Origin of the sequence: Pseudarthrobacter sp. PvP004 (genome assembly GCF_017876035.1) — a bacterium.
Taxonomy (GTDB): Bacteria; Actinomycetota; Actinomycetes; order Actinomycetales; family Micrococcaceae; genus Arthrobacter; species Arthrobacter aurescens_A.
Genome location: NZ_JAGINL010000001.1, coordinates 4,376,078 through 4,394,784, shown reverse-complemented (window position 1 = coordinate 4,394,784; position 18,707 = coordinate 4,376,078). Strand labels below are relative to the sequence as shown.

Sequence of the window (18,707 nt, the reverse complement as noted above, 5' to 3'; positions counted from 1 at the left end):
TTTGTTATTTGGCTGGGTTCACACCAAGTGTGGTTCGTGCGATGTGAGGAAACTGCGTCCGCCGAAAGCAACCAGGATGGCGATCACCATGGCCACTGCGCCGGCGAAGAACGGCACCTGCGGGCCAAAGTGCTCGCCGAGCTGGGCGGCCGCGAACGGCGCCAGCGCTCCGCCCATCCAGCGCACAAAGTTGTAACCGGCGGACGCGACGGGACGCGGTGAATCAGAAACACCCATGGCCAGTTCCGTATAGACCGTGTTGTTGATGCCCAGCAGGGCACCCGCCACGATGACAAGCACGACGACGACTGTCACTGAGTGCCCCGCGGCCAGTCCCAGCCCCATCAGGTCGAGCATGAGGACGGCCAGCGTGCCGGTGAGGACCTTGACGGCGCCGAAGCGCTTCTGCAGTACAGGGGCGACGAACACCGAGAAGACGGCAACAGCAACACCCCAGCCGAAGAACACTCCCCCGATTCCGTAGGCGTCCATGCCCAGGATGAAGGGCGTGAAGGCGAGGATGGTGAAGAAGCCGTAGTTATAGAAGAGTGCGCTGGCAGCGGTGGTGCGGAGACCCTTGTGGCCAAGCGCAAGGAGCGGATCCCTCAGGCGGGACTTTTTAGCGGGAGCGGGTGTTTTGGGGAGCAATGCCAGCAATGCGATGAAGGCCGCGGCCATGAGGACTGCAGTGCCAAAGAAGGGCGCACGCCATTGCCAGCCTCCCAACAGGGCACCGAGCAGGGGGCCGAGCGAGATGCCAAGACCGAGGGCGGCCTCATAGAGGATGATGGCCGTGCCGGTACCGCCGCTGGCCACGCCGACGATCACTGCCAGGGCAGTTGCGACGAATAAGGCGTTGCCGAGACCCCAACCTGCCCGGAACCCCACCAACTGCTCAACACTGCCGGAGAGACCGGACAGCGACGCAAACACCACGATGATGGCCAAGCCGATGAGCAGCGTCTTTTTCCCGCCGATCCTCGAGGACACGAACCCACTGATCAGCATGGCGATTGCCGTCACCAGGAAGTAGCTGGTGAACAGCAACGACACTTCGCTGGTGGAAGCCTCCAGGTTCTTGGCGATTGCGGGAAGAATCGGGTCCACAAGCCCGATGCCCATGAAGGCGAAAACGGCCGCGAGGGCCGTGGCCCAGACCGCTTTGGGCTGCTTGAGGAGGGAAGCCTTCTCGGCTTGGAGGGTGGTTTCGATGGTTGTTTCGGCGCTTGCTGAAGCGTCAGCCAACTGGCGTGACATTCACTTGCTCCTTGTCGGTGCTTTTGCTGTTTAGTTCTGGAACGAGCTGTTGAGCCTCGCGATCACGGGCAACGCCGCGGCAAGCTGCTCGATCTCCTGGTTGCTGAGGCCCTGAAGCAGCTCGGCCACCATGGCGTTGCGCCGCTGGTTGGCGGACGCGACGGCGGCCGTCCCGGCTTGGGTAATGACCACCTGGACGGCCCGCGAATCGTCGGGATCAGGCTGGCGCGTAACCAGTGAGGCGCGCTCGAGCTTGATGATCTGCTCCGTGGCGCTCGGGACTTTGATTCCCAGGTTCTTGGCGATATCGCCCACTCGGAGGCCGCCGTCGGAAATCATGGACAGCAGGCTGAGCTGCGCGGCGGTTAGCTCACCCTCGGGATCGAGGCGGCGGAACATGTACACGCCGAGTCGAAGTGACTCGCGAAATTCCTGGGCGAGGTCCAACAACCGGGGATCAAAGGTGCTCATATTTAGGTACCCTAATAGTTAGGGTACCTAAATGTCAATCATTGGGGGCAGGCATGGCACCTAGAGCATGAGCTTCATGCCCTCATGACTCGCAACGAAACCCAGGCGCTCGTAAAAACGACGCGCAGCACTGCGCGACTTGTCCGTGGTGAGCTGCACCAGCGAGCAGCCACGCTCCCGGGCCTGCTCAACGGCCCACCCGATCATGAGCGCCCCGACACCCTGGCCCCGCAGCAATTCGGAGACCCGGACCGCCTCGATCTGCGCACGCCAGGAACCTTTGCGCGACAGGCCTGGGATATAGCTGAGCTGGAACGTTGCGACAACATCACCGTCGAGTTCACCCACCACCAAGAGGTGCGCCGGGTCGCCGTCGATCGCGTCAAAAGCCCGCTCGTAGGGCGCTGGATCGTCGGCATTTTCCCGGGTGGCACCCAATTGGTCGTCCGCGAGCAGCGCGAGGATGCGCGGGAGGTCGCCCTTGCGGGCGCGACGAAGGGTTAAGGTCCCACGCTCGACGGCGGCGGTCAGCAGGGCGGGCGCGGCACCGGATTCAGTAGTCACCAACCCAGCATGCCAGCCCATCTCAACAATCCCGGAACTCAGTATTGCTAAGTACCGGTACTTAGTTCTACTATGTAGTGGTAGCTAGCAATACTGAGTAGTGAAGGAGGTGTCCGATGGGCAAGCAAATGACCGAGATGCTCAAAGGCACATTGGAGGGCATTGTCCTGGCCCTCCTGACCGGAAAGGCAGCGTATGGATACGAAATCACCACGCTGCTCCGGGAGCAAGGCTTCACCGAGATCGCTGAGGGCACCGTGTACGCGCTGCTGGTCAGGATCGAACAAAAAGGGCTGGTGGACGTCGAGAAGCGGCCGTCCGAAAAAGGGCCGCCCCGCAAGGTGTACACGCTCAACACGCAGGGCAAAAAAGAACTGAACGAATTCTGGAACACCTGGAGCTTCTTGTCCGAACGGCTCGAACAGCTCCGCAAGGAAGGAAAATAACATGGCAGCAAAATGGATCGAGCTGGTCACCGGATCGCTCGAACAGAAGAAGCAGTACAAGCAAGCCAAGGCACGGCTGGATGCCCTGCCCGAGCCGTACCTCACGGTAGCCACCGCCTTCAACCGGTACCTGATGTACTACGGCGGCGTCACTGAGGGCGACACCATGGTGCAGATGTTCACGGATCTGGCCGACCTGTGGGAACGCGCAGCCATCGACGGAACGCCCGTGAGCGAGATCGTGGGCGAAGACCCCATCGAGTTCGCCGAGAGCTTCGCCCAGGCCTACGGCGGAAAGCGCTGGATCGACAAAGAACGCGAGCGTCTCAACAAGGCAATCAATAAAGCGAAGGAGGCGGAATCATGACCGCTGCAGCAATCCGCGTAGAGGGCATCGAGAAATCGTACAAAGACCTCCACGTACTCCGGGGTGTGGACTTTGAGGTGGCATCCGGCAGCATCTTCGCCCTCCTCGGCTCCAATGGCGCGGGCAAGACCACCATGGTGAAGATCCTGTCCACGCTACTCAAGGCGGACGGCGGGTCGGCCGCCGTCGAGGGTTTTGATGTAGCCACCGAGTCGCTCCAGGTGAGGCAGTCCATCAGCCTCACCGGACAGTTTGCCGCAGTGGACGAAATCCTCACCGGCAAGGAGAACCTGATCCTGGTGGCGAAGCTGCGCCACCTCAAGAATCCCGGCCAGATCGCGGACCAGTTGCTGGCACAGTTCAGCCTCACCGATGCTGGTTCCCGCAAGGTGGCGACCTACTCCGGGGGCATGCGCCGCCGGCTGGACATCGCCATGAGCCTGATCGGCAATCCGAAGGTGATCTTCCTGGACGAGCCCACCACGGGTCTGGACCCCGAAGCCCGCCTTGAAGTGTGGCAAATCGTCAAGAAGCTCGCCACTGAAGGGACCACGGTTCTCCTCACCACGCAGTACCTCGACGAGGCCGAGCAGCTCGCGGACCGCATCGCCATTCTTCATGAGGGCCGCATCATCGCCAGCGGCACGCTTGCAGAGCTCAAGCAACTGCTGCCGCCGGCCAAGATCGAATACGTCGAGAAACAGCCGAGCCTGGAGGACATCTTCCTGGCCCTGGTTGGCACAGGTAACAACGAGTCAGTAAAGGACAGGTCATGAGCACGCATTTCTTCGCAGACACCTCTGTTCTGCTGGGGCGGTCCATGCGGCACATTTTCCGCAGCGTGGACACCATCATCACCACAGCGATCACCCCGATCGCCCTCATGCTGCTGTTCGTCTACGTGTTCGGCGGCGCCATCAGGACCGATACCGAGAACTATGTGAATTACCTGCTCCCGGGCATCATGCTGATCGCCATCGCGTCCGGCATCGCGTACACGGCTGTCCGGTTGTTCACGGACATGCAGAGTGGCATCTTTGAGCGGTTCCAGTCCATGCCGATCGCACGATCCTCGGTTTTGTGGGCACACGTACTGACCTCCCTGGTGGCCAATGGACTCTCCTTGGTGATCATCGTGCTGGTTGCGCTCCTGATGGGATTCCGCAGCTCCGCCAGCGTGCTGGACTGGCTCGCCGTTGCGGGAATCCTGGCGCTGTTCACCCTGGCGCTCACCTGGATCGCCATCATCGCCGGCCTCTCCGCAAAATCCGTGGACGGCGCAGGCGGGTTCTCCTATCCGCTGATCTTCCTGCCGTTCATTAGCTCAGCCTTCGTCCCGACGGAAACCATGCCGGGGCCGGTGCGCTGGTTTGCTGAAAATCAGCCGGTCACGTCCATCGTCAATACCGTCCAGGACCTTTTTGCTCAACGTCCGGTGGGCAGCGACATCTGGGTAGCGCTGGCGTGGTGCTTGGGAATCCTCATCGTCTCCTACGCATTTGCGACTGCTGCCTACAAGCGCCAGATCGCGTAGTGCCTCGCCAGACCAAATCAACGGCCTAAGCTCCCCTTTCCGCAGGGGGAGCTTTCGCCATGCAGACCGATTCGCCATTGGTCAGACATTAGCTATAGCTTTATCGAACAGATTTGTAACGGCCGTCACCATTGTGGCGGATCCTTCGAAGGGTTCTTGAACTAATGTCCGACCAGACAACACAGGGGAAGCTCCACGTCTCCAGCAGGGACACCGAGCCCCACCTGTCACGCTCGCTCAGCAACCGCCACATCCAGCTCCTGGCCATCGGCGGCGCCATTGGAACCGGCCTCTTCATGGGCTCGGGCAAAACCATCTCCGTCGCCGGCCCCTCCGTGATCTTCGTGTACATGATCATCGGCTTCATGCTCTTCTTCGTCATGCGCGCCATGGGCCAGCTGCTGCTCTCCAACCTGAACTACAAGTCCTTCAGCGACTTCGCAGGAGACCTCCTTGGCCCCTGGGCGGGCTTCTTCACCGGCTGGACCTACTGGTTCTGCTGGGTAGTCACCGGCGTGGCGGACGTCATCGCGATCGCGGGATACGCCAACGAACTCTGGCCGGGAATCCAGCTCTGGATCCCGGGCCTGGCCACCATCATCATCCTGCTCCTCCTGAACCTCCCCACGGTCAAAGCCTTCGGCGAAACCGAGTTCTGGTTCGCATTGATCAAGATCATCGCCATCGTGGCGCTGATCGTGGTGGGCCTGGTGATGATCTTCACCGGGTTCCAGTCCAACGCAGGAACCGCTAGCTTCACCAACCTCTGGAACCACGGCGGCTTCTTCCCCAAGGAATTCATGGGCTTCGTAGCCGGTTTCCAGATTGCCGTGTTCGCGTTCGTGGGCATCGAGCTGGTAGGAACCGCCGCTGCCGAAACCAAGAACCCGGAGCACAATCTTCCTCGCGCCATCAACGCAATCCCCCTGCGCGTCATGCTTTTCTACGTAGGCGCCCTGATCATCCTCATGTCCGTCACCCCGTGGACCGAGTTCAAGGCAGGCCAGAGCCCGTTCATTGCCATGTTCTCCCTGGCCGGCCTTGGAATGGCGGCTACGGTGGTCAACCTCGTAGTTCTCACCTCGGCCATGTCGTCTGCCAACTCAGGCATCTACTCGACGTCCCGCATGGTCTACGGCCTGGCCAACGACGGCGACGCACCCAAGCTCTTCGGCAGGCTCTCCAGCCGCAAGGTACCCCAGAACGCACTGTTCCTTTCCTGCGTCCTGCTGCTGGCCGGCGTCGCTCTCCTGTACGCAGGCAAGGACGTTGGCGTGGCATTCGACATGGTGACCACCGTGTCCGCGGTCTGCTTCATGTTCGTCTGGTCCATCATCCTGGCCAGCTACCTCGTGTACCGCAAACGCCGGCCCGAACAGCACGCGGCGTCGCCGTTCAAGATGCCCGGCGGTATCCCCATGGTGTGGGTGGTATTCGCGTTCTTCGCGTTCCTCGTCTGGGCGCTGACCACACAGCCGGACACTCTCACCGCACTGCTGGTGACGCCCATCTGGTTCGCCATTCTTGGCGTCGCCTACGCGGTTGTCCGCAGGTCGCCTCTGCATCAGGCCCGCGTGGCCGAGTGGAAGGCGATGGCAGAAGCCGAAACCGCGGCAGCGCGCTAACTCTCGGAAACAAGTAAAGCCCGACGTCGGCACCCAGCTTTGGGGTGCCGACGTCGGGCTTTTGACTTTCCTTAGCGCGGAGTGAGCTACGCCCTCTTACGTCGGCGGCCGGCAATCACTGCCACGCCTCCAGCTATCAAGAGCGCTACTGCGCCCCAGAGTGCGACGACAAGACCGGTTGCGCCCGTTTCAGGCAGCTTTTCCGTCGCGGCGGGAGGATCCGTCGCGGCGGGAGGATCCGTCGCGGCGGGAGGATCCGTCGCGGCGGGAGGATCAGCGGCTACGGGCTGAACATTCACCTCACTTGAATCACTTCCTGAGGGAGCTTTCCCACCAGGTGCCGTGGCGGTGACCACCACAACGTTGAGGTAGGACGTGGTGACGTTGGCCTGGGCGATGACACGGCTGGCCGTCTCACCCGGCGCGAGGGTGGCTACCGGCTCAATGTCTCCCAAGGCAGGGTCATCGAAGCGGACATCCGTAAGCACCGTATTGCCTGTGTTGGCCACGCTGATCTTCCAGTAGACGGTGTCACCGGAACTGATGGTCTCAGTCTCGCCCCACGGCCCGTCCTGGCTGGTGGAGACGAGCTTTTCCACCGTCAAACCAGGCACTGCGCCGAAGTAGAACGAATCATCCGAAGCACTCAGGTCAGGACCACCATTGGGATCAGCCGCCGAAGCCCGCACAGTGTTCTTGTACTGACCCTCAACAGCCTTACCCTGAGCCGACAACTCAACAGAATCCCCCGGAGCCAACGAAGGAACCGTCTCCGAGAACACCTCCTTGCCGGCACTGTCCTTATCAACAACCAGAACATCCTTCAACGCAACGTTCCCGGTGTTGGTCACCGTGTACGCCCACTTCACATCACTGCCAGGAACCAGCTGCGGACCCGGAGCAGCCTCAACATCCTCATCATTAGTCGTCTTCACAACAGACAACCCGGTAACAACACCGAAGTAGAACGAATCATCCGAAGCACTCAGATCAGGACCACCATTGGGATCAGCCGCCGAAGCCCGCACAGTGTTCTTGTACTGACCCTCAACAGCCTTACCCTGAGCCGACAACTCAACAGAATCCCCCGGAGCCAACGAAGGAACCGTCTCCGAGAACACCTCCTTGCCGGCACTGTCCTTATCAACAACCAGAACATCCTTCAACGCAACGTTCCCGGTGTTGGTCACCGTGTACGCCCACTTCACATCACTGCCAGGAACCAACTGCGGACCCGGAGCAGCCTCAACATCCTCATCATTAGTCGTCTTCACAACAGACAACCTGGTAACAACACCGAAGTAGAACGAATCATCCGAAGCACTCAGATCAGGACCACCATTGGGATCAGCCGCCGAAGCCCGCACAGTGTTCTTGTACTGACCCTCAACAGCCTTACCCTGAGCCGACAACTCAACAGAATCCCCCGGAGCCAACGAAGGAACCGTCTCCGAGAACACCTCCTTGCCGGCACTGTCCTTATCAACAACCAGAACATCCTTCAACGCAACGTTCCCGGTGTTGGTCACCGTGTACCCCCACTTCACATCACTGCCAGGAACCAACTGCGGACCCGGAGCAGCCTCAACATCCTCACCATTAGTCGTCTTCACAACAGACAACCTGGTAACAACACCGAAGTAGAACGAATCATCCGAAGCACTCAGATCAGGACCACCATTGGGATCAGCCGCCGAAGCCCGCACAGTGTTCTTGTACTGACCCTCAACAGCCTTACCCTGAGCCGACAACTCAACAGAATCCCCCGGAGCCAACAAAGGAACCGTCTCCGAGAACACCTCCTTGCCGGCACTGTCCTTATCAACAACCAGAACATCCTTCAACGCAACGTTCCCGGTGTTGGTCACCGTGTACCCCCACTTCACATCACTGCCAGGAACCAACTGCGGACCCGGAGCAGCCTCAACATCCTCACCATTAGTCGTCTTCACAACAGACAACCCGGCTTCGCCGGTACGGTACCAAGACTCAGCGGTAGCTGGTGCGGGCTGCTGGGCCAGCGGGGTTCCTTCTGCGTCGGTGGCCGTGGCCGTTGCGGTAGCTGTGTTGTGGTACTGACCTGTCACGGCGGTGCCATGAGCGGTGAAGACCCGGGTTTCGCCGGGTGCCAGTGCGCCTGTATCACTCGACGTGGGAACCAACGTGCCAGTGCTGCCGTCCCCTGCCGAATATTCATCGGAAACTGCCACATTTGAGAGCGGCGTCCTGCCTGTGTTGGTTACCTCGTAGGTCCATGTCACGTCCGAACCGTTGGTGACGATTGCACCGGGAGCTGACGAGTAGGCTTTTCCGTTGGTCTTCTTCACGATTCCCAAGCCAGGAGCACCAGTAACATTCACAGCAGCCTGGTTAGTAGCGAACTGTACTGGTTCCCCGTTGTAGGTTCCCGCTGCCACGAGGACATTGGTGGCCTTCTGTCCGAAGCTGGGATCGCCCGTCACCTTGGTAGGAACCACCAAGGTGAAGTCATCGCCGGAAGCCAAGGCGTCAACGAACATCCGGAACGCAGTGGCGTTGACCGGATCAGTGGACCAGCTACCCGAGGTGGCATCTGTGGCGTCGGTGGAGTATTCGATCTTCGCTCCAACTGGTGCGCCCGTTACTGCACCTGCAAGGACGACGTCGAAGTCGTCGCCTGTTGCTACTGCCGGCAAACGGTCAAAGAAGGTGGTACCGGTAACCGGGTTTGGCAGGACGTTGCTGACGTAAACCTGCCAGTATGCGTTCCTGTCAACGGTGGTTGCCAAGGACCAGGGACCAGTTGCCGAGGAACTGGACAACTTATCGAGCAGCAAACCACCGGCGATGTTAAGCGACACACGGCCAGTAGCCTTGGCGACACTCGACCGTGCAGCATCGAAGTTGTAGATGTCTTCGCCGAAGAAGGCACCGTAGCCCGTCATCGCCACCGTCTGCTCGGCCTTGCCGCCATCAGCAACTCCGACGAAACGCGGGTCTGATGTGTAGGCATAGGACTCGACTTGGACGGAGGAGGAGCCGGGGTGGTAAGCCTTGGCAAGGATCGTCACCGGAATGTCGTACTGCCATCCTGTGTTTTCAACCCGGCGGTCTGAAGATTCCTTGGGGTCCCGCATCGGGCTGATCTGATCGTAGGTCAAGGTAACCACCTGCAGTTCACAACCGTCTGCGTCCGTGACCCGAGAGGTGGAATCCACCGTCACCCCGTTGCCGATAGTCGGGATGGGCTCCACTCCCACAGCAAGGTCCGTAACCGGCGTGATGGTCTTGGTGGGGTCGTACTGAACGCCGCAGGGAAGCACCACAGACATCGCGGCATCCTTGTAGGTTTCCGAGGGGTTTTGGTTCACGATGCCGGCCCTGATGGTGCCTGCATCACCCACGCTCAGGACCGAAGGAGCAGAGACGTTGGTGGTCAGGTACACAGAATCCAGAGGGGTAAAGGTATCGGACGCCTCTCCTGTCAGGTCGCCTGCCTTGAGCGTGGCGGTGTTGTTCACTGGTCCTGGCGCAATACCCGCAGGGCTGTTCGCCGCGAGCACACCAGCGGTGATATCGCGGAAGACCGGCACACTTCCTACTGTGACCCGAACCTCCGAGCTCACCCGAACTGTTTCGCCGCCGGGTGCAACGGAGATTCGCCACCCTGTCAGAACGGAGCCGACCGGCAGATCGAGCGTGTTGTTACCGTTGAAAGATTCCCAGCCGCTTGAACCGGTGTTCTGCACGGTCAACGCCAATGCTGTGTTGGTTGTTGGATTTGCAGGAATGAAGGTCTGCCACGCATCTGAGAAATCAGTCTGGTACTCAAAGGTGTAAGGGAGATTCTCCGTGGACAGCACCGGGCTGAAGGCCACGTTGATTCCAGTGACATCGTTGTGGTGATACCACCCCTCAGAACTGCTACCGGCTGCGCCGCTATCGGTGACAACGAGGTCGTCGGCCTCCGGGCTGTTCCGGGGTCCGAGGTAGGAGGCATTGACGTATGTGCTTCTGGCTATCATGCCAGCCGAGGTCTGTCCTCCTGACGATTTTTCAATAGCCGCAGTTACGCCACCGCTGGGGCTGAAAGCAGGGCCCTGCGCAGAGGCGGGGGTGCCGGCTCGAACCACACCGTTGGCGTCCGTGGTCTCCAACGTCACCGTGTTGACGGGAGGCTGCTGACCGTCCTCCCAGCCGGCAACATGGTCCGGGTACCGTACGGTAAGCCAAATGCCGGTTCCGCTCCGGTCCAGGCAGTATCCGGTATGGTCATAGCGTTCGTCGTTGGTCCAGGTGGCTGCGGGCCATGCACTCGTGTCCCATTGACCAACGCCCGTTGAGGCAGAGGCGAATTCTGCGCCCGCGGGGAAGACGTCCGAGAGTTTCTGAGCAAAGGCGGAGAAACTCATGTAGCTTTCCTCCGAGCACACGTTGAACCTGTACGTCACCTCGCGATGCGTGGAGCCAGTAATAGTGGTGGCAATCTTTTGCGCCCGGTAATCATGCGGACCCGTGACTAGTGAGGTGACCGGCCCGGATGCTACTTGGCCGCTGGGGCCGCCGGTACCGGTCATCTCCGTGGTCAGCGGAAAGCCCTCGTATTTGTGCTCGTTGTCCACCTGCGACACCGTGTACACAACGCTGACCAGGTCCTCGGTGGTTTCGTCGAGGGTCATGCTCAATACCCGGGTAGCGGGATCGTAGCTATGGTTCAGCACTGGCGAAGAGGCACCAAGGGGGAGACCCGCGAAGGTGGTACCTTCCGGAAGTGTTGTGGTCATGGCTACGCCGGTTGCCGGATTGGACGAATCAACGCCGCTGAAATCAACGGTGGCGGTGTAGTTGTAGTTCTGGCTCAGCGGGACCGTTTCGGGGGCGGAGAGCGTGATGGTGAAATCACCGGCGGCTGCCATGGCCGGGGAGACGCCCAGCATGAGTGAACCCGCAGTGACTCCTATGGCAAGCATTGCTGCCGGCAAACGCAGGGCAGAATTCCTTGCCGCAAGGGTTTTTTTCCGGGCTTTGCGCAGGGGACCCGCGCTCACGTCGGGACTCCTTTCCCGACGGCCGCGACGGCCGGAACGGCCCCATGACGGTAATGCAAACATCCACTGCTCCTTCGCTTAGTCCCGGGTGGCGCCGCCGGCGTGCACAAGACTGGGTGCACAGAACGGGGCGGTTAGGGGTAGAAAGTGAGCGTTCGCTCTCCTTCCTCTAAGTAGTGGGCAGGGTTCCGCAAACGTGACGGAGCGCAATTTCAGTCAGTGAGAACTGTTGATAAACCCTTGAGCCGTAAACGATCAGGCGAAGTAGACACCAATGCGGTTGCCGTCGATTTCCTCGATGCGGATATCGATGTCGTAGACGTCGTACAGCATCCCGGCGCGCATGATGTCCGAGGGTGCGCCTTGGTGGATGAGCCTGCCGTTCTTCATGGCCAGGATGGTGTCCGAGTAGCAGGACGCAAAGTTAATGTCGTGGACCACCAGCACAACGGTCTTTCCGAGTTCGTCAGCCAGGCGCCGCAGCAGCCGCATCATTTCCACTGAGTGCTTCATGTCCAGGTTGTTGAGCGGCTCGTCGAGCAACAGGTATTCAGTGTCTTGCGCCAGGACCATGGCAATATAGGCACGTTGTCGCTGCCCGCCGGAGAGCTCGTCCACGAACTTGTCCGCCATGGATGTGAGGTCCAGCTGCCGGATGGCCTCGTCCACATGCTCCAAGTCCTCGATCGTCGGGCGGCCGCCGCTGTGCGGGAAGCGCCCAAACGCCACGAGGTCGCGGACCGTGAGCCGCATGGTCAGGTGGTTTTCCTGCCGAAGGATGGCCATGGTCTTGGCCAATTCTTTGCTGGGTGTCGCGGCCACATCCAGCCCGGCTACGGAAATTCTCCCGGCGTCCATGGGCTGGAGGCGGCTGACCAACGAAAGCAGTGTGGATTTGCCCGCACCGTTGGGGCCGATGATGGACGTGATGCCGCCACGGGGAATCTCGCAGCTGACATCGTCCAGTACGGTGGTGCCGCCGTAGCGCTTGGTGAGGTTCCGGACGGTAATCATGGGCGGATTCCGCTCATCTTAGCGGTCATTTCAGCGAGCCTTTCAGCAACAGGTAAAGGAAGAGAATGCCGCCGGTGAATTCAATGATCACGCTCAGAGCCGTGGCGAACCCGAATACGCGTTCCAGCAGCAGCTGGCCACCCACCAGTGCGATCGCACCAATGAGGACCACGATCGGCAGCAACCAGGCGTGCCGGAATCCACGGCAGAGCTGATAGCCGAGGCTGACCACCAGGAGCCCGAAGAACGTCACAGGACCCACCAGCGCAGTGGAAATCGCCACCAGCAGCGAGCATGCCAGCAACACACGCATCACCACACGCTTGTGGTCGACGCCCACGTTGATGGCTACTTCACGGCCCAGCGCCAGGACATCCAGGGTGTGCCTCATGCGCCAGACGCCAAAGCACACCGCAGCGACCAAAAGCGCGGAAACACCCAAGAGCCCCGGGTCCACATTGTTGAAGCTGGCAAAGAACAGGTCCTGCAGGATGATGAACTCGCTAGGCTCCATCAGCCGCTGCAGGAGCGAAGAGAAACCGCGGAACAACGTGCCCAGGACAATTCCCACGAGCAACAGCAGATGCAGCGATCGCGTGGCTCCGGTGAACATCCACCGGTACAGGAACGCGCTGAACCCCACCATCAGCAGGATCTCCAGCCCGAACTTGAGCGTGGAGGGAGCCGTAGCCAGGGTCGCAGCACCGGCCACGAAAGCCAGCGCGGTCTGCACCAGGATGTACAGGGAATCGAAGCCCATGATGGACGGCGTCAGGATCCGGTTGGCCGTGACGGTCTGGAACAGCAGCGTGGACACGCCCACCGCCACGGCCACCAGCAGCATCGCGGACACCTTGATGGCCCGGCGCGGCAGGATGTAGGCGATGTTGCCCTTGAGGTCGATGGTCAGAAACACCGCAACAAGCACGACGGCGGCAAGTGCCAAAATGGCGATCACCAGTCCGGGAGGGGTGCTTCGGACAGCGTCCCGCCAGCGAGTGCGCGCGGATACGGGAGCGACGGGCGTCAAGGATGGAGACGGCATGGAGGTTTCAGGCATTGCGTTTCCTCAGGAGCAGGAAGAGGAAGAGGATGGCGCCAAGGACAGACATAACCATGCCCACGGGGACCTCGTAGGGGAAACGGATGGTCCGGCCGATGATGTCGCAGACCAGAACGAACGCCGCTCCAAAAAGCGCAGTCCATGGAACTGCCCGGCGGAGGTTGTCGCCGAACAGCAACGAGACGATATTGGGGACCACGAGTCCCAGGAAGGGAACAGCGCCAACAGTGGTGACAACGACGGCGGAGATCAGCGAGACGATCATCAGGCCGAGCCGCATGGTGCGGGCGTAGTTCAGGCCAAGGTTGGTGGTGAAGTCCTGGCCCATGCCTGCCACGGTAAAGCGGTCAGCAGCAAAGAGGCCCACCAGCACCAAGACAGCCACGATCCACAGAAGTTCATAGCGTCCGCGGAGCACGCCGGAGAAGTCGCCGATCATCCAGTTGCTGAGGGTCTGCAGGAGGTCGAAGCGATAGGCAAAGAACGTAGTCACTGCCGCAATAACGCCGCCCAGCATGATGCCCACCAAGGGAATGAGTAGGGTGTTGCGGGCCGGGAGTCGGCGCAGGATCGCCAGGAACAACGCCGTGCCGAGGATAGCGAACACAGACGCCACCAGCATCTTGGTGAGTATTGGAGAGTCCGGAGCCAGCACTGTGACCACCAGAATGCCGAGTGTGGCCGACTCCACGGTGCCCACTGTGGACGGCTCAACGAACCGGTTCCGGGCCATGAGCTGCATGATCAACCCGGCGACGGCAACGGCCATCCCGGCCAGGACCACAGCCAAGGTCCGCGGCACCCGGGACACCCAGAAGATTTCCCAAGCACCGGCGTCGTTCGCCAACAGCGCGGGCAGTGAGACGTCACTGACCCCAACGAAGATGCTGCCGACGGCGATCACCAACACAACGGCAGCAGCCGCAACCAGGCGGGCGGTCTCGCCAGTCCGGTTGCGGCTTGCTGGTGCCGTGGGGCGCACGGCTGTGGTTGTCACTTCAGTGAAGGCTAAGCGACCGAGTCGGCCACTGCGGTGACCATGGCCTGGACGTTGTTCAAGCCATAGCCCACGATGTACCAACCTGCGGGATCCAGGTTAACGATCTTGCTGTTCTTGGCGGCGTTGGTGGACTTCACGAGCTCGTTGTCCAGGATCGGGTTGGCCGTGGAGCCGGCCGTGCCAATCGCAGTGTCGCGGTTGATGACGTAGAGGATGTCCGGGTTGGTTTCCTTGATGTATTCGAAGGAAACGGCCTCGCCGTGGGAGCCCTCGGACTTGACGTCGGCCGCCGTCGGAACGCCCAGGACGTCATGGATGATGCCGAAGCGCGAGCCCGCGCCGTACGCTGTGACTTCGCCGCCGGAGGTCAGGACGATCAGGCCCTTGCCGGCGGTAGCTGCTTTGGCCTTGGTGTCGGCCACGGTCTTGTCTACCTCGGCGAGCTTGGAAGCGACTTCGTCTTCCTTCTTGAAGATCTTGCCGAGCTTCTCGGTCTGCGCCTTGAAGCTTTCCATCGGCTTGGCCGCATCCACGGAGAGATCGATGGTGGGGGCGATCTTGCTCAGTTCTTCGTAGGCGCCGGCGGTGCGGCCTGAGACGATGATGAGGTCCGGAGCAGCGGAGCTGACGGCTTCGAAATCGGGTTCCTTGAGGGAGCCGACCTTGGTGTACTTGGTCTCGGAGAACTTCTTGAGCGCCTCCGGGTAGCTGGCTTCGGGAACACCGGTGGGTCGACGCCGAGCGCGTTCATGGTGTCCAGAACGCCCAGATCGAACGTGACAACCTTTTCCGGGTTCACGGGAACGTTGGACGTGGAGCCCTGGGCGTGCTCGATGGTGATGGTGCTGGCTTCCTCGGGCTGCGAAGACGCCGTTGCCCCGCCTCCACACGCTGTAACAGTCAGCAAGGCAGCGCCTGCAGCCAGTGCCCCGATGTAGCTCGACAGCCTCTTCTTCACGCCTGTACTCCACTCACTAATAAGTCATAGATGTGTTGCCTAATTGCCTGTTGACTCTATTAGTAAGGTGAGGCTAACTTCAAAACCGAAAGGCTCTCCAGCGGGCAAAAGTGACGGAACTCACTTGTTTTTCTCCCGCCGGAGAGCCTTTATGACAATCGGTTGTGGAAATTACGCTTCAGCCTGCCGATCCTCCACGAGCTTTTGCAACGCCGGGAACAGCGGGTGCGTCGGCGTCAGTTCCGTGATGCGTTCGACGGCGGCAGCCGCGTCCAGTTCGGACAGCAAGTTGGTGAGTTCCACGGCTTCGTCGTCGTTGCCGTCGTCGAAACGGAGGGCTGCAGACATTGCCTCAAGCAATGCCGCCGGCGTGACGCCGCGTTCGGCCAACTCCGCCGCCGGACCAACGAACCGTTCGTGCCGGCTTAGCTTCCTCAAAGGCGCCCGGCCCACGCGGTTCACGGTATCGGGCAGGTGCGGGTTGGTGAAGCGGGAAAGGATCTTCTGCACGTACGCTTCCTGCTCAGCCTCCTCGAACCCGTGCTTGGCCACCAGCAGTTCCTTGGTTTCCTCCAGCACCGCCCGGACCTTCGCTGCCACAGCCGGATCCGCCATGGCATCGGAGATCTTCTCAAGCCCGGCTGCGTAGCCGAAGTACGCAGCAGAAGCATGGCCGGTGTTCACCGTGAACAGCTTGCGCTCGATATACGGCCCCAGCTCGTCCACGAAGGTAGCTCCGGGAATCTTCGGGGCGTTGCCACCGAACGGCGTACGGTCGATGACCCACTCGTAGAACGTCTCCACAGTGACGTCCAGGCCCTGGCCTGGCGCCTGGTTGGGGACGATGCGGTCCACTGCGGTGTTGGCAAAAACCGCGACGGCGTCCAGGTCGCCGGCGGAGTCGTCCCAAGCCGCCCGGATCTCCGTGTGGAGGAGGTCCGTGGCATTGATGGCGTTCTCGCAGGCCATGACCTGAAGGGGTGGCAAGTCCGCGGGCCGGACGGCCAGCCCGCGGGCGATCACCGGTGCCACGAACTTCAGGATGTGCGGCCCCACAGCAGTGGTGAGCACATCCGCCGTCGAGATTTCCTCCACAACAGCAGCTTCCTGCGAAGCGGAATTGAAGGCACGGAAGCCGCTAACGGTCTTGACCGCCGGGTTCTCGCCCACCTCGTGGACGTCGTAGCTGCTTGCCGAGGCGAGCTGGCTGATCAGCGCGTCCGCAACATCCGCGAACACCACCTCATAGCCGGCCTCGTGAAGCAGCAGCCCCACGAAGCCACGCCCGATGTTGCCTGCCCCAAAATGAACTGCCTTCACTATGCGTTGACCTTTCCGAACAGCTCCAAAACTTCATCAACCGTGGTTGCCTCTTCCAACTGGGCCACCTGTGCCTTGTTGGTGAAGATCTTGGCGATCGAGGACAGGATGTGGAGGTGCTCATTGTTGAGGCCTGCCACGCCAACCACAAACTTCACTTGCTTGCCGCCCCAGTCGATGCCCTCCGGGTAGCGGATGATGGACACTGCCGAGTGGTTGATGTGTTCCTTGGCATCGTTGGTGCCGTGCGGGATCGCCAGGAAGCTGCCCATGTACGTGGACACGGATTCCTCGCGCTCGTGCATGGCGTGGACGTAGCTGACATCCACGGCACCGCGATCCAGCAGGAGCTTTCCGGCCTCGTCAATCGCTGCGTCACGGTCGGTTGCAGTGCCGTTCAGGACCACGCTTTCGCGGAGCAGGACACCTTTACCTTCGGCGGCTTGACCTTCGACGGCGGCAACCGGCTCGGCGACATGCGCACCGTGGCCGGCGGCTACTGAGGTTGCGGCGGCGGGCTGGGCTCCGGCGGTGGATTCCGCCGTCGTTCCTGCGTCGGAAGCCGCACCTTCAGTGTTGCTGCTCCGGACCAGTTCAACAATGTCGTCGTACTTGGGGCTATTCATGAAGTTGTCCACCGAGTAGTGGACGGCGCTGGCCGTCCTCGGCTGGGCGCGTTCGGTCAGATCCTGGTGCGTAACCACCACATCGTAGCTGTCGTTGAGGTTGGCGATCGCCGAGTTGGTGACCTTGACCTCCGGGAAGCCGGCCGCCTTGATCTTATTGCGCAGGACCGAGGCACCCATGGCACTGGAACCCATGCCGGCGTCGCAAGCGAACACGATGTTCTGGACGGGGCGAGTGAGGACGGTACCGGCCTGGGCGCCAGCGTTGTTCCCGGTAAGTGCCGAGGAGACGGAGCTCTTCTTGCCCTTCATGGCCTCCATGCGGGATGTAGCTGCGGAGAGGTCGTCCTCACCCTTGTTCTTGGAGAGACGGAGGATCAATGAAGCGATCAGGAAGGAGGCAGTGGTTGCAAAGACCACGGAAAGAATGACGCCCAAGTAGCTATCGCGGGACGTTTGGGCGAGCACGGCGAAGATCGAACCGGGGGCGGCCGGCGCCACCAGGCCTGCGTTGGTGACAGCGAGGGTTGCGATGCCGGCCATGCCGCCACCAATGGCAGCGAGGATCAGGACGGGCTTCATCAGGACGTACGGGAAGTAGATCTCATGGATGCCACCGAGGAAATGGATGATCGCTGCACCGGGAGCAGAAGCCTTCGCGGCGCCGCGGCCAAAGAACATATACGCCAGCAGGATGCCGAAGCCCGGGCCGGGGTTGGCTTCGAGGAGGAAAAGCATCGACTTGCCCTGCTCCAGCGATTGCTGGATGCCCAGCGGCGTCAGCACGCCATGGTTGATGGCGTTGTTGAGGAACAAGACCTTGGCCGGCTCAATGAAGATGCTGGTCAGCGGGAGGAGTCCGTTGTTGACGAGGAACTGGACCACGTTCCCTGCGCCGGTGCTGAACGCCGTCACCAGCGGTGATATGCCGTAGAAGCCGAGGAGGGCTAGGATCGCACCCCAAATACCGGCGGAGAAGTTGTTCACCAGCATCTCGAAGCCAGGGCGGATCTTGCCGTCCCACAGGCGGTCGAGTTGCTTCATGGTCCAGCCACCGAGGGGGCCCATGATCATGGCGCCGATGAACATCGGGATGCCGGCGCCGACGATGACGCCCATGGTACCGATGGCGCCGACGACGCCACCTCGGACGTCATGGACCATTTTGCCGCCCGTGTAGGCGATCAGCAGGGGAAGCAAGTAGGTGATCATCGGGCCGACCAGGCCCACGTTGGGAACACCCTCGGCGTTGGTGCCGAAGCCACCGAGCACAGGCACAGGAATGTACCCCTTCTCGATGAACAGGGCCGTGATGAGGCCCCAGGCGATGAAGGCGCCAATGTTGGGCATGATCATGCCGGACAGGAATGTTCCGAACTTTTGGACACCAACGCGCACGCTGGTGCGGGGCTTCGCAACGGTCTCTGTTGCCATG

General features: G+C 61.0%; 15 protein-coding genes. 5 read left to right on the top strand and 10 right to left on the bottom strand.

What is annotated here, in order from left to right:
• Nucleotides 1–18 precede the first annotated feature (18 nt).
• The 3 genes from J3A64_RS20075 to J3A64_RS20065 are packed head-to-tail and all read right to left on the bottom strand — an operon-like array spanning nt 19 to nt 2,313.
• Nucleotides 19–1,257, bottom strand: coding sequence for an MFS transporter (locus J3A64_RS20075; RefSeq protein ID WP_011776448.1), 1,239 nt, complete (start codon nt 1,255–1,257; stop codon nt 19–21).
• A 30-nt stretch (nt 1,258–1,287) separates the two neighbouring features.
• Nucleotides 1,288–1,728 (bottom strand): MarR family winged helix-turn-helix transcriptional regulator, encoded by a 441-nt coding sequence (locus tag J3A64_RS20070; RefSeq protein ID WP_210065570.1) that lies wholly within the window; start codon nt 1,726–1,728, stop codon nt 1,288–1,290.
• Nucleotides 1,729–1,788: 60 nt separating this feature from the next.
• Complete coding sequence (locus tag J3A64_RS20065; RefSeq protein ID WP_014923075.1) at nt 1,789–2,313, bottom strand: GNAT family N-acetyltransferase; 525 nt, start codon at nt 2,311–2,313, stop codon at nt 1,789–1,791.
• A 95-nt stretch (nt 2,314–2,408) separates the two neighbouring features.
• Here J3A64_RS20065 and J3A64_RS20060 point away from each other — a divergent pair, with 95 nt between their 5' ends.
• The 5 genes from J3A64_RS20060 (at nt 2,409) to cycA (ending at nt 6,264) form a co-directional block, all read left to right on the top strand.
• Nucleotides 2,409–2,738 carry a PadR family transcriptional regulator gene (locus J3A64_RS20060; protein WP_011776451.1) on the top strand — a complete coding sequence of 110 codons (330 nt, stop codon included), beginning with the start codon at nt 2,409–2,411 and terminating at the stop codon, nt 2,736–2,738.
• A 1-nt stretch (nt 2,739) separates the two neighbouring features.
• Entirely contained in the window at nt 2,740–3,105 is a 366-nt protein-coding gene (locus tag J3A64_RS20055) for a DUF1048 domain-containing protein (protein WP_011776452.1), read from the top strand.
• Nucleotides 3,102–3,881, top strand: coding sequence for an ABC transporter ATP-binding protein (locus J3A64_RS20050; protein WP_011776453.1), 780 nt, complete (start codon nt 3,102–3,104; stop codon nt 3,879–3,881). Before J3A64_RS20055 ends, J3A64_RS20050 begins: the two co-directional genes overlap by 4 nt.
• Nucleotides 3,878–4,639: an ABC transporter permease gene (locus J3A64_RS20045; RefSeq protein ID WP_011776454.1), complete on the top strand. Its 762-nt coding sequence runs from the start codon at nt 3,878–3,880 to the stop codon at nt 4,637–4,639. Before J3A64_RS20050 ends, J3A64_RS20045 begins: the two co-directional genes overlap by 4 nt.
• A gap of 164 nt (nt 4,640–4,803) precedes the next feature.
• Nucleotides 4,804–6,264 carry a D-serine/D-alanine/glycine transporter gene (gene cycA, locus J3A64_RS20040; RefSeq protein ID WP_210065568.1) on the top strand — a complete coding sequence of 487 codons (1,461 nt, stop codon included), beginning with the start codon at nt 4,804–4,806 and terminating at the stop codon, nt 6,262–6,264.
• An 86-nt stretch (nt 6,265–6,350) separates the two neighbouring features.
• On the opposite strand, the gene J3A64_RS20035 is transcribed toward cycA, so the two are convergent.
• From J3A64_RS20035 to J3A64_RS20005, 7 genes are all read right to left on the bottom strand, one after another.
• Nucleotides 6,351–11,291, bottom strand: coding sequence for an LPXTG cell wall anchor domain-containing protein (locus tag J3A64_RS20035; protein WP_307807215.1), 4,941 nt, complete (start codon nt 11,289–11,291; stop codon nt 6,351–6,353).
• A 255-nt stretch (nt 11,292–11,546) separates the two neighbouring features.
• Nucleotides 11,547–12,305, bottom strand: coding sequence for an ABC transporter ATP-binding protein (locus J3A64_RS20030; RefSeq protein ID WP_210065564.1), 759 nt, complete (start codon nt 12,303–12,305; stop codon nt 11,547–11,549).
• 25 nt (nt 12,306–12,330) lie between these two features.
• The gene (locus tag J3A64_RS20025; protein ID WP_210065562.1) at nt 12,331–13,365 is read right to left on the bottom strand and encodes an iron chelate uptake ABC transporter family permease subunit; all 1,035 of its coding nucleotides are present in this window, start codon (nt 13,363–13,365) and stop codon (nt 12,331–12,333) included.
• Nucleotides 13,358–14,365 (bottom strand): ABC transporter permease, encoded by a 1,008-nt coding sequence (locus tag J3A64_RS20020; RefSeq protein WP_210065560.1) that lies wholly within the window; start codon nt 14,363–14,365, stop codon nt 13,358–13,360. Before J3A64_RS20020 ends, J3A64_RS20025 begins: the two co-directional genes overlap by 8 nt.
• 11 nt (nt 14,366–14,376) lie before the next feature.
• The gene (locus tag J3A64_RS20015) at nt 14,377–15,258 is read right to left on the bottom strand and encodes an ABC transporter substrate-binding protein (RefSeq protein ID WP_307807214.1); all 882 of its coding nucleotides are present in this window, start codon (nt 15,256–15,258) and stop codon (nt 14,377–14,379) included.
• Nucleotides 15,259–15,497: 239 nt separating this feature from the next.
• Entirely contained in the window at nt 15,498–16,646 is a 1,149-nt protein-coding gene (locus J3A64_RS20010; RefSeq protein WP_011776461.1) for a mannitol-1-phosphate 5-dehydrogenase, read from the bottom strand.
• Complete coding sequence (locus tag J3A64_RS20005; protein WP_014923083.1) at nt 16,646–18,706, bottom strand: PTS mannitol transporter subunit IICBA; 2,061 nt, start codon at nt 18,704–18,706, stop codon at nt 16,646–16,648. The genes J3A64_RS20010 and J3A64_RS20005 overlap by 1 nt, the downstream gene beginning before the upstream one ends.
• Nucleotide 18,707: the final 1 nt, after the last annotated feature.

What these genes read in the sequence shown, in the direction of transcription:
- cycA (WP_210065568.1), top strand. Translation starts at nt 4,804, where the DNA reads ATGTCCGACCAGACAACACAGGGGAAGCTCCACGTCTCCAGCAGGGAC.
- J3A64_RS20005 (WP_014923083.1), bottom strand. Translation starts at nt 18,706, where the DNA reads ATGGCAACAGAGACCGTTGCGAAGCCCCGCACCAGCGTGCGCGTTGGT.
- J3A64_RS20050 (WP_011776453.1), top strand. Translation starts at nt 3,102, where the DNA reads ATGACCGCTGCAGCAATCCGCGTAGAGGGCATCGAGAAATCGTACAAA.
- J3A64_RS20065 (WP_014923075.1), bottom strand. Translation starts at nt 2,313, where the DNA reads ATGGGCTGGCATGCTGGGTTGGTGACTACTGAATCCGGTGCCGCGCCC.
- J3A64_RS20025 (WP_210065562.1), bottom strand. Translation starts at nt 13,365, where the DNA reads ATGCCTGAAACCTCCATGCCGTCTCCATCCTTGACGCCCGTCGCTCCC.
- J3A64_RS20045 (WP_011776454.1), top strand. Translation starts at nt 3,878, where the DNA reads ATGAGCACGCATTTCTTCGCAGACACCTCTGTTCTGCTGGGGCGGTCC.
- J3A64_RS20070 (WP_210065570.1), bottom strand. Translation starts at nt 1,728, where the DNA reads ATGAGCACCTTTGATCCCCGGTTGTTGGACCTCGCCCAGGAATTTCGC.
- J3A64_RS20075 (WP_011776448.1), bottom strand. Translation starts at nt 1,257, where the DNA reads ATGTCACGCCAGTTGGCTGACGCTTCAGCAAGCGCCGAAACAACCATC.
- J3A64_RS20055 (WP_011776452.1), top strand. Translation starts at nt 2,740, where the DNA reads ATGGCAGCAAAATGGATCGAGCTGGTCACCGGATCGCTCGAACAGAAG.
- J3A64_RS20060 (WP_011776451.1), top strand. Translation starts at nt 2,409, where the DNA reads ATGGGCAAGCAAATGACCGAGATGCTCAAAGGCACATTGGAGGGCATT.
- J3A64_RS20030 (WP_210065564.1), bottom strand. Translation starts at nt 12,305, where the DNA reads ATGATTACCGTCCGGAACCTCACCAAGCGCTACGGCGGCACCACCGTA.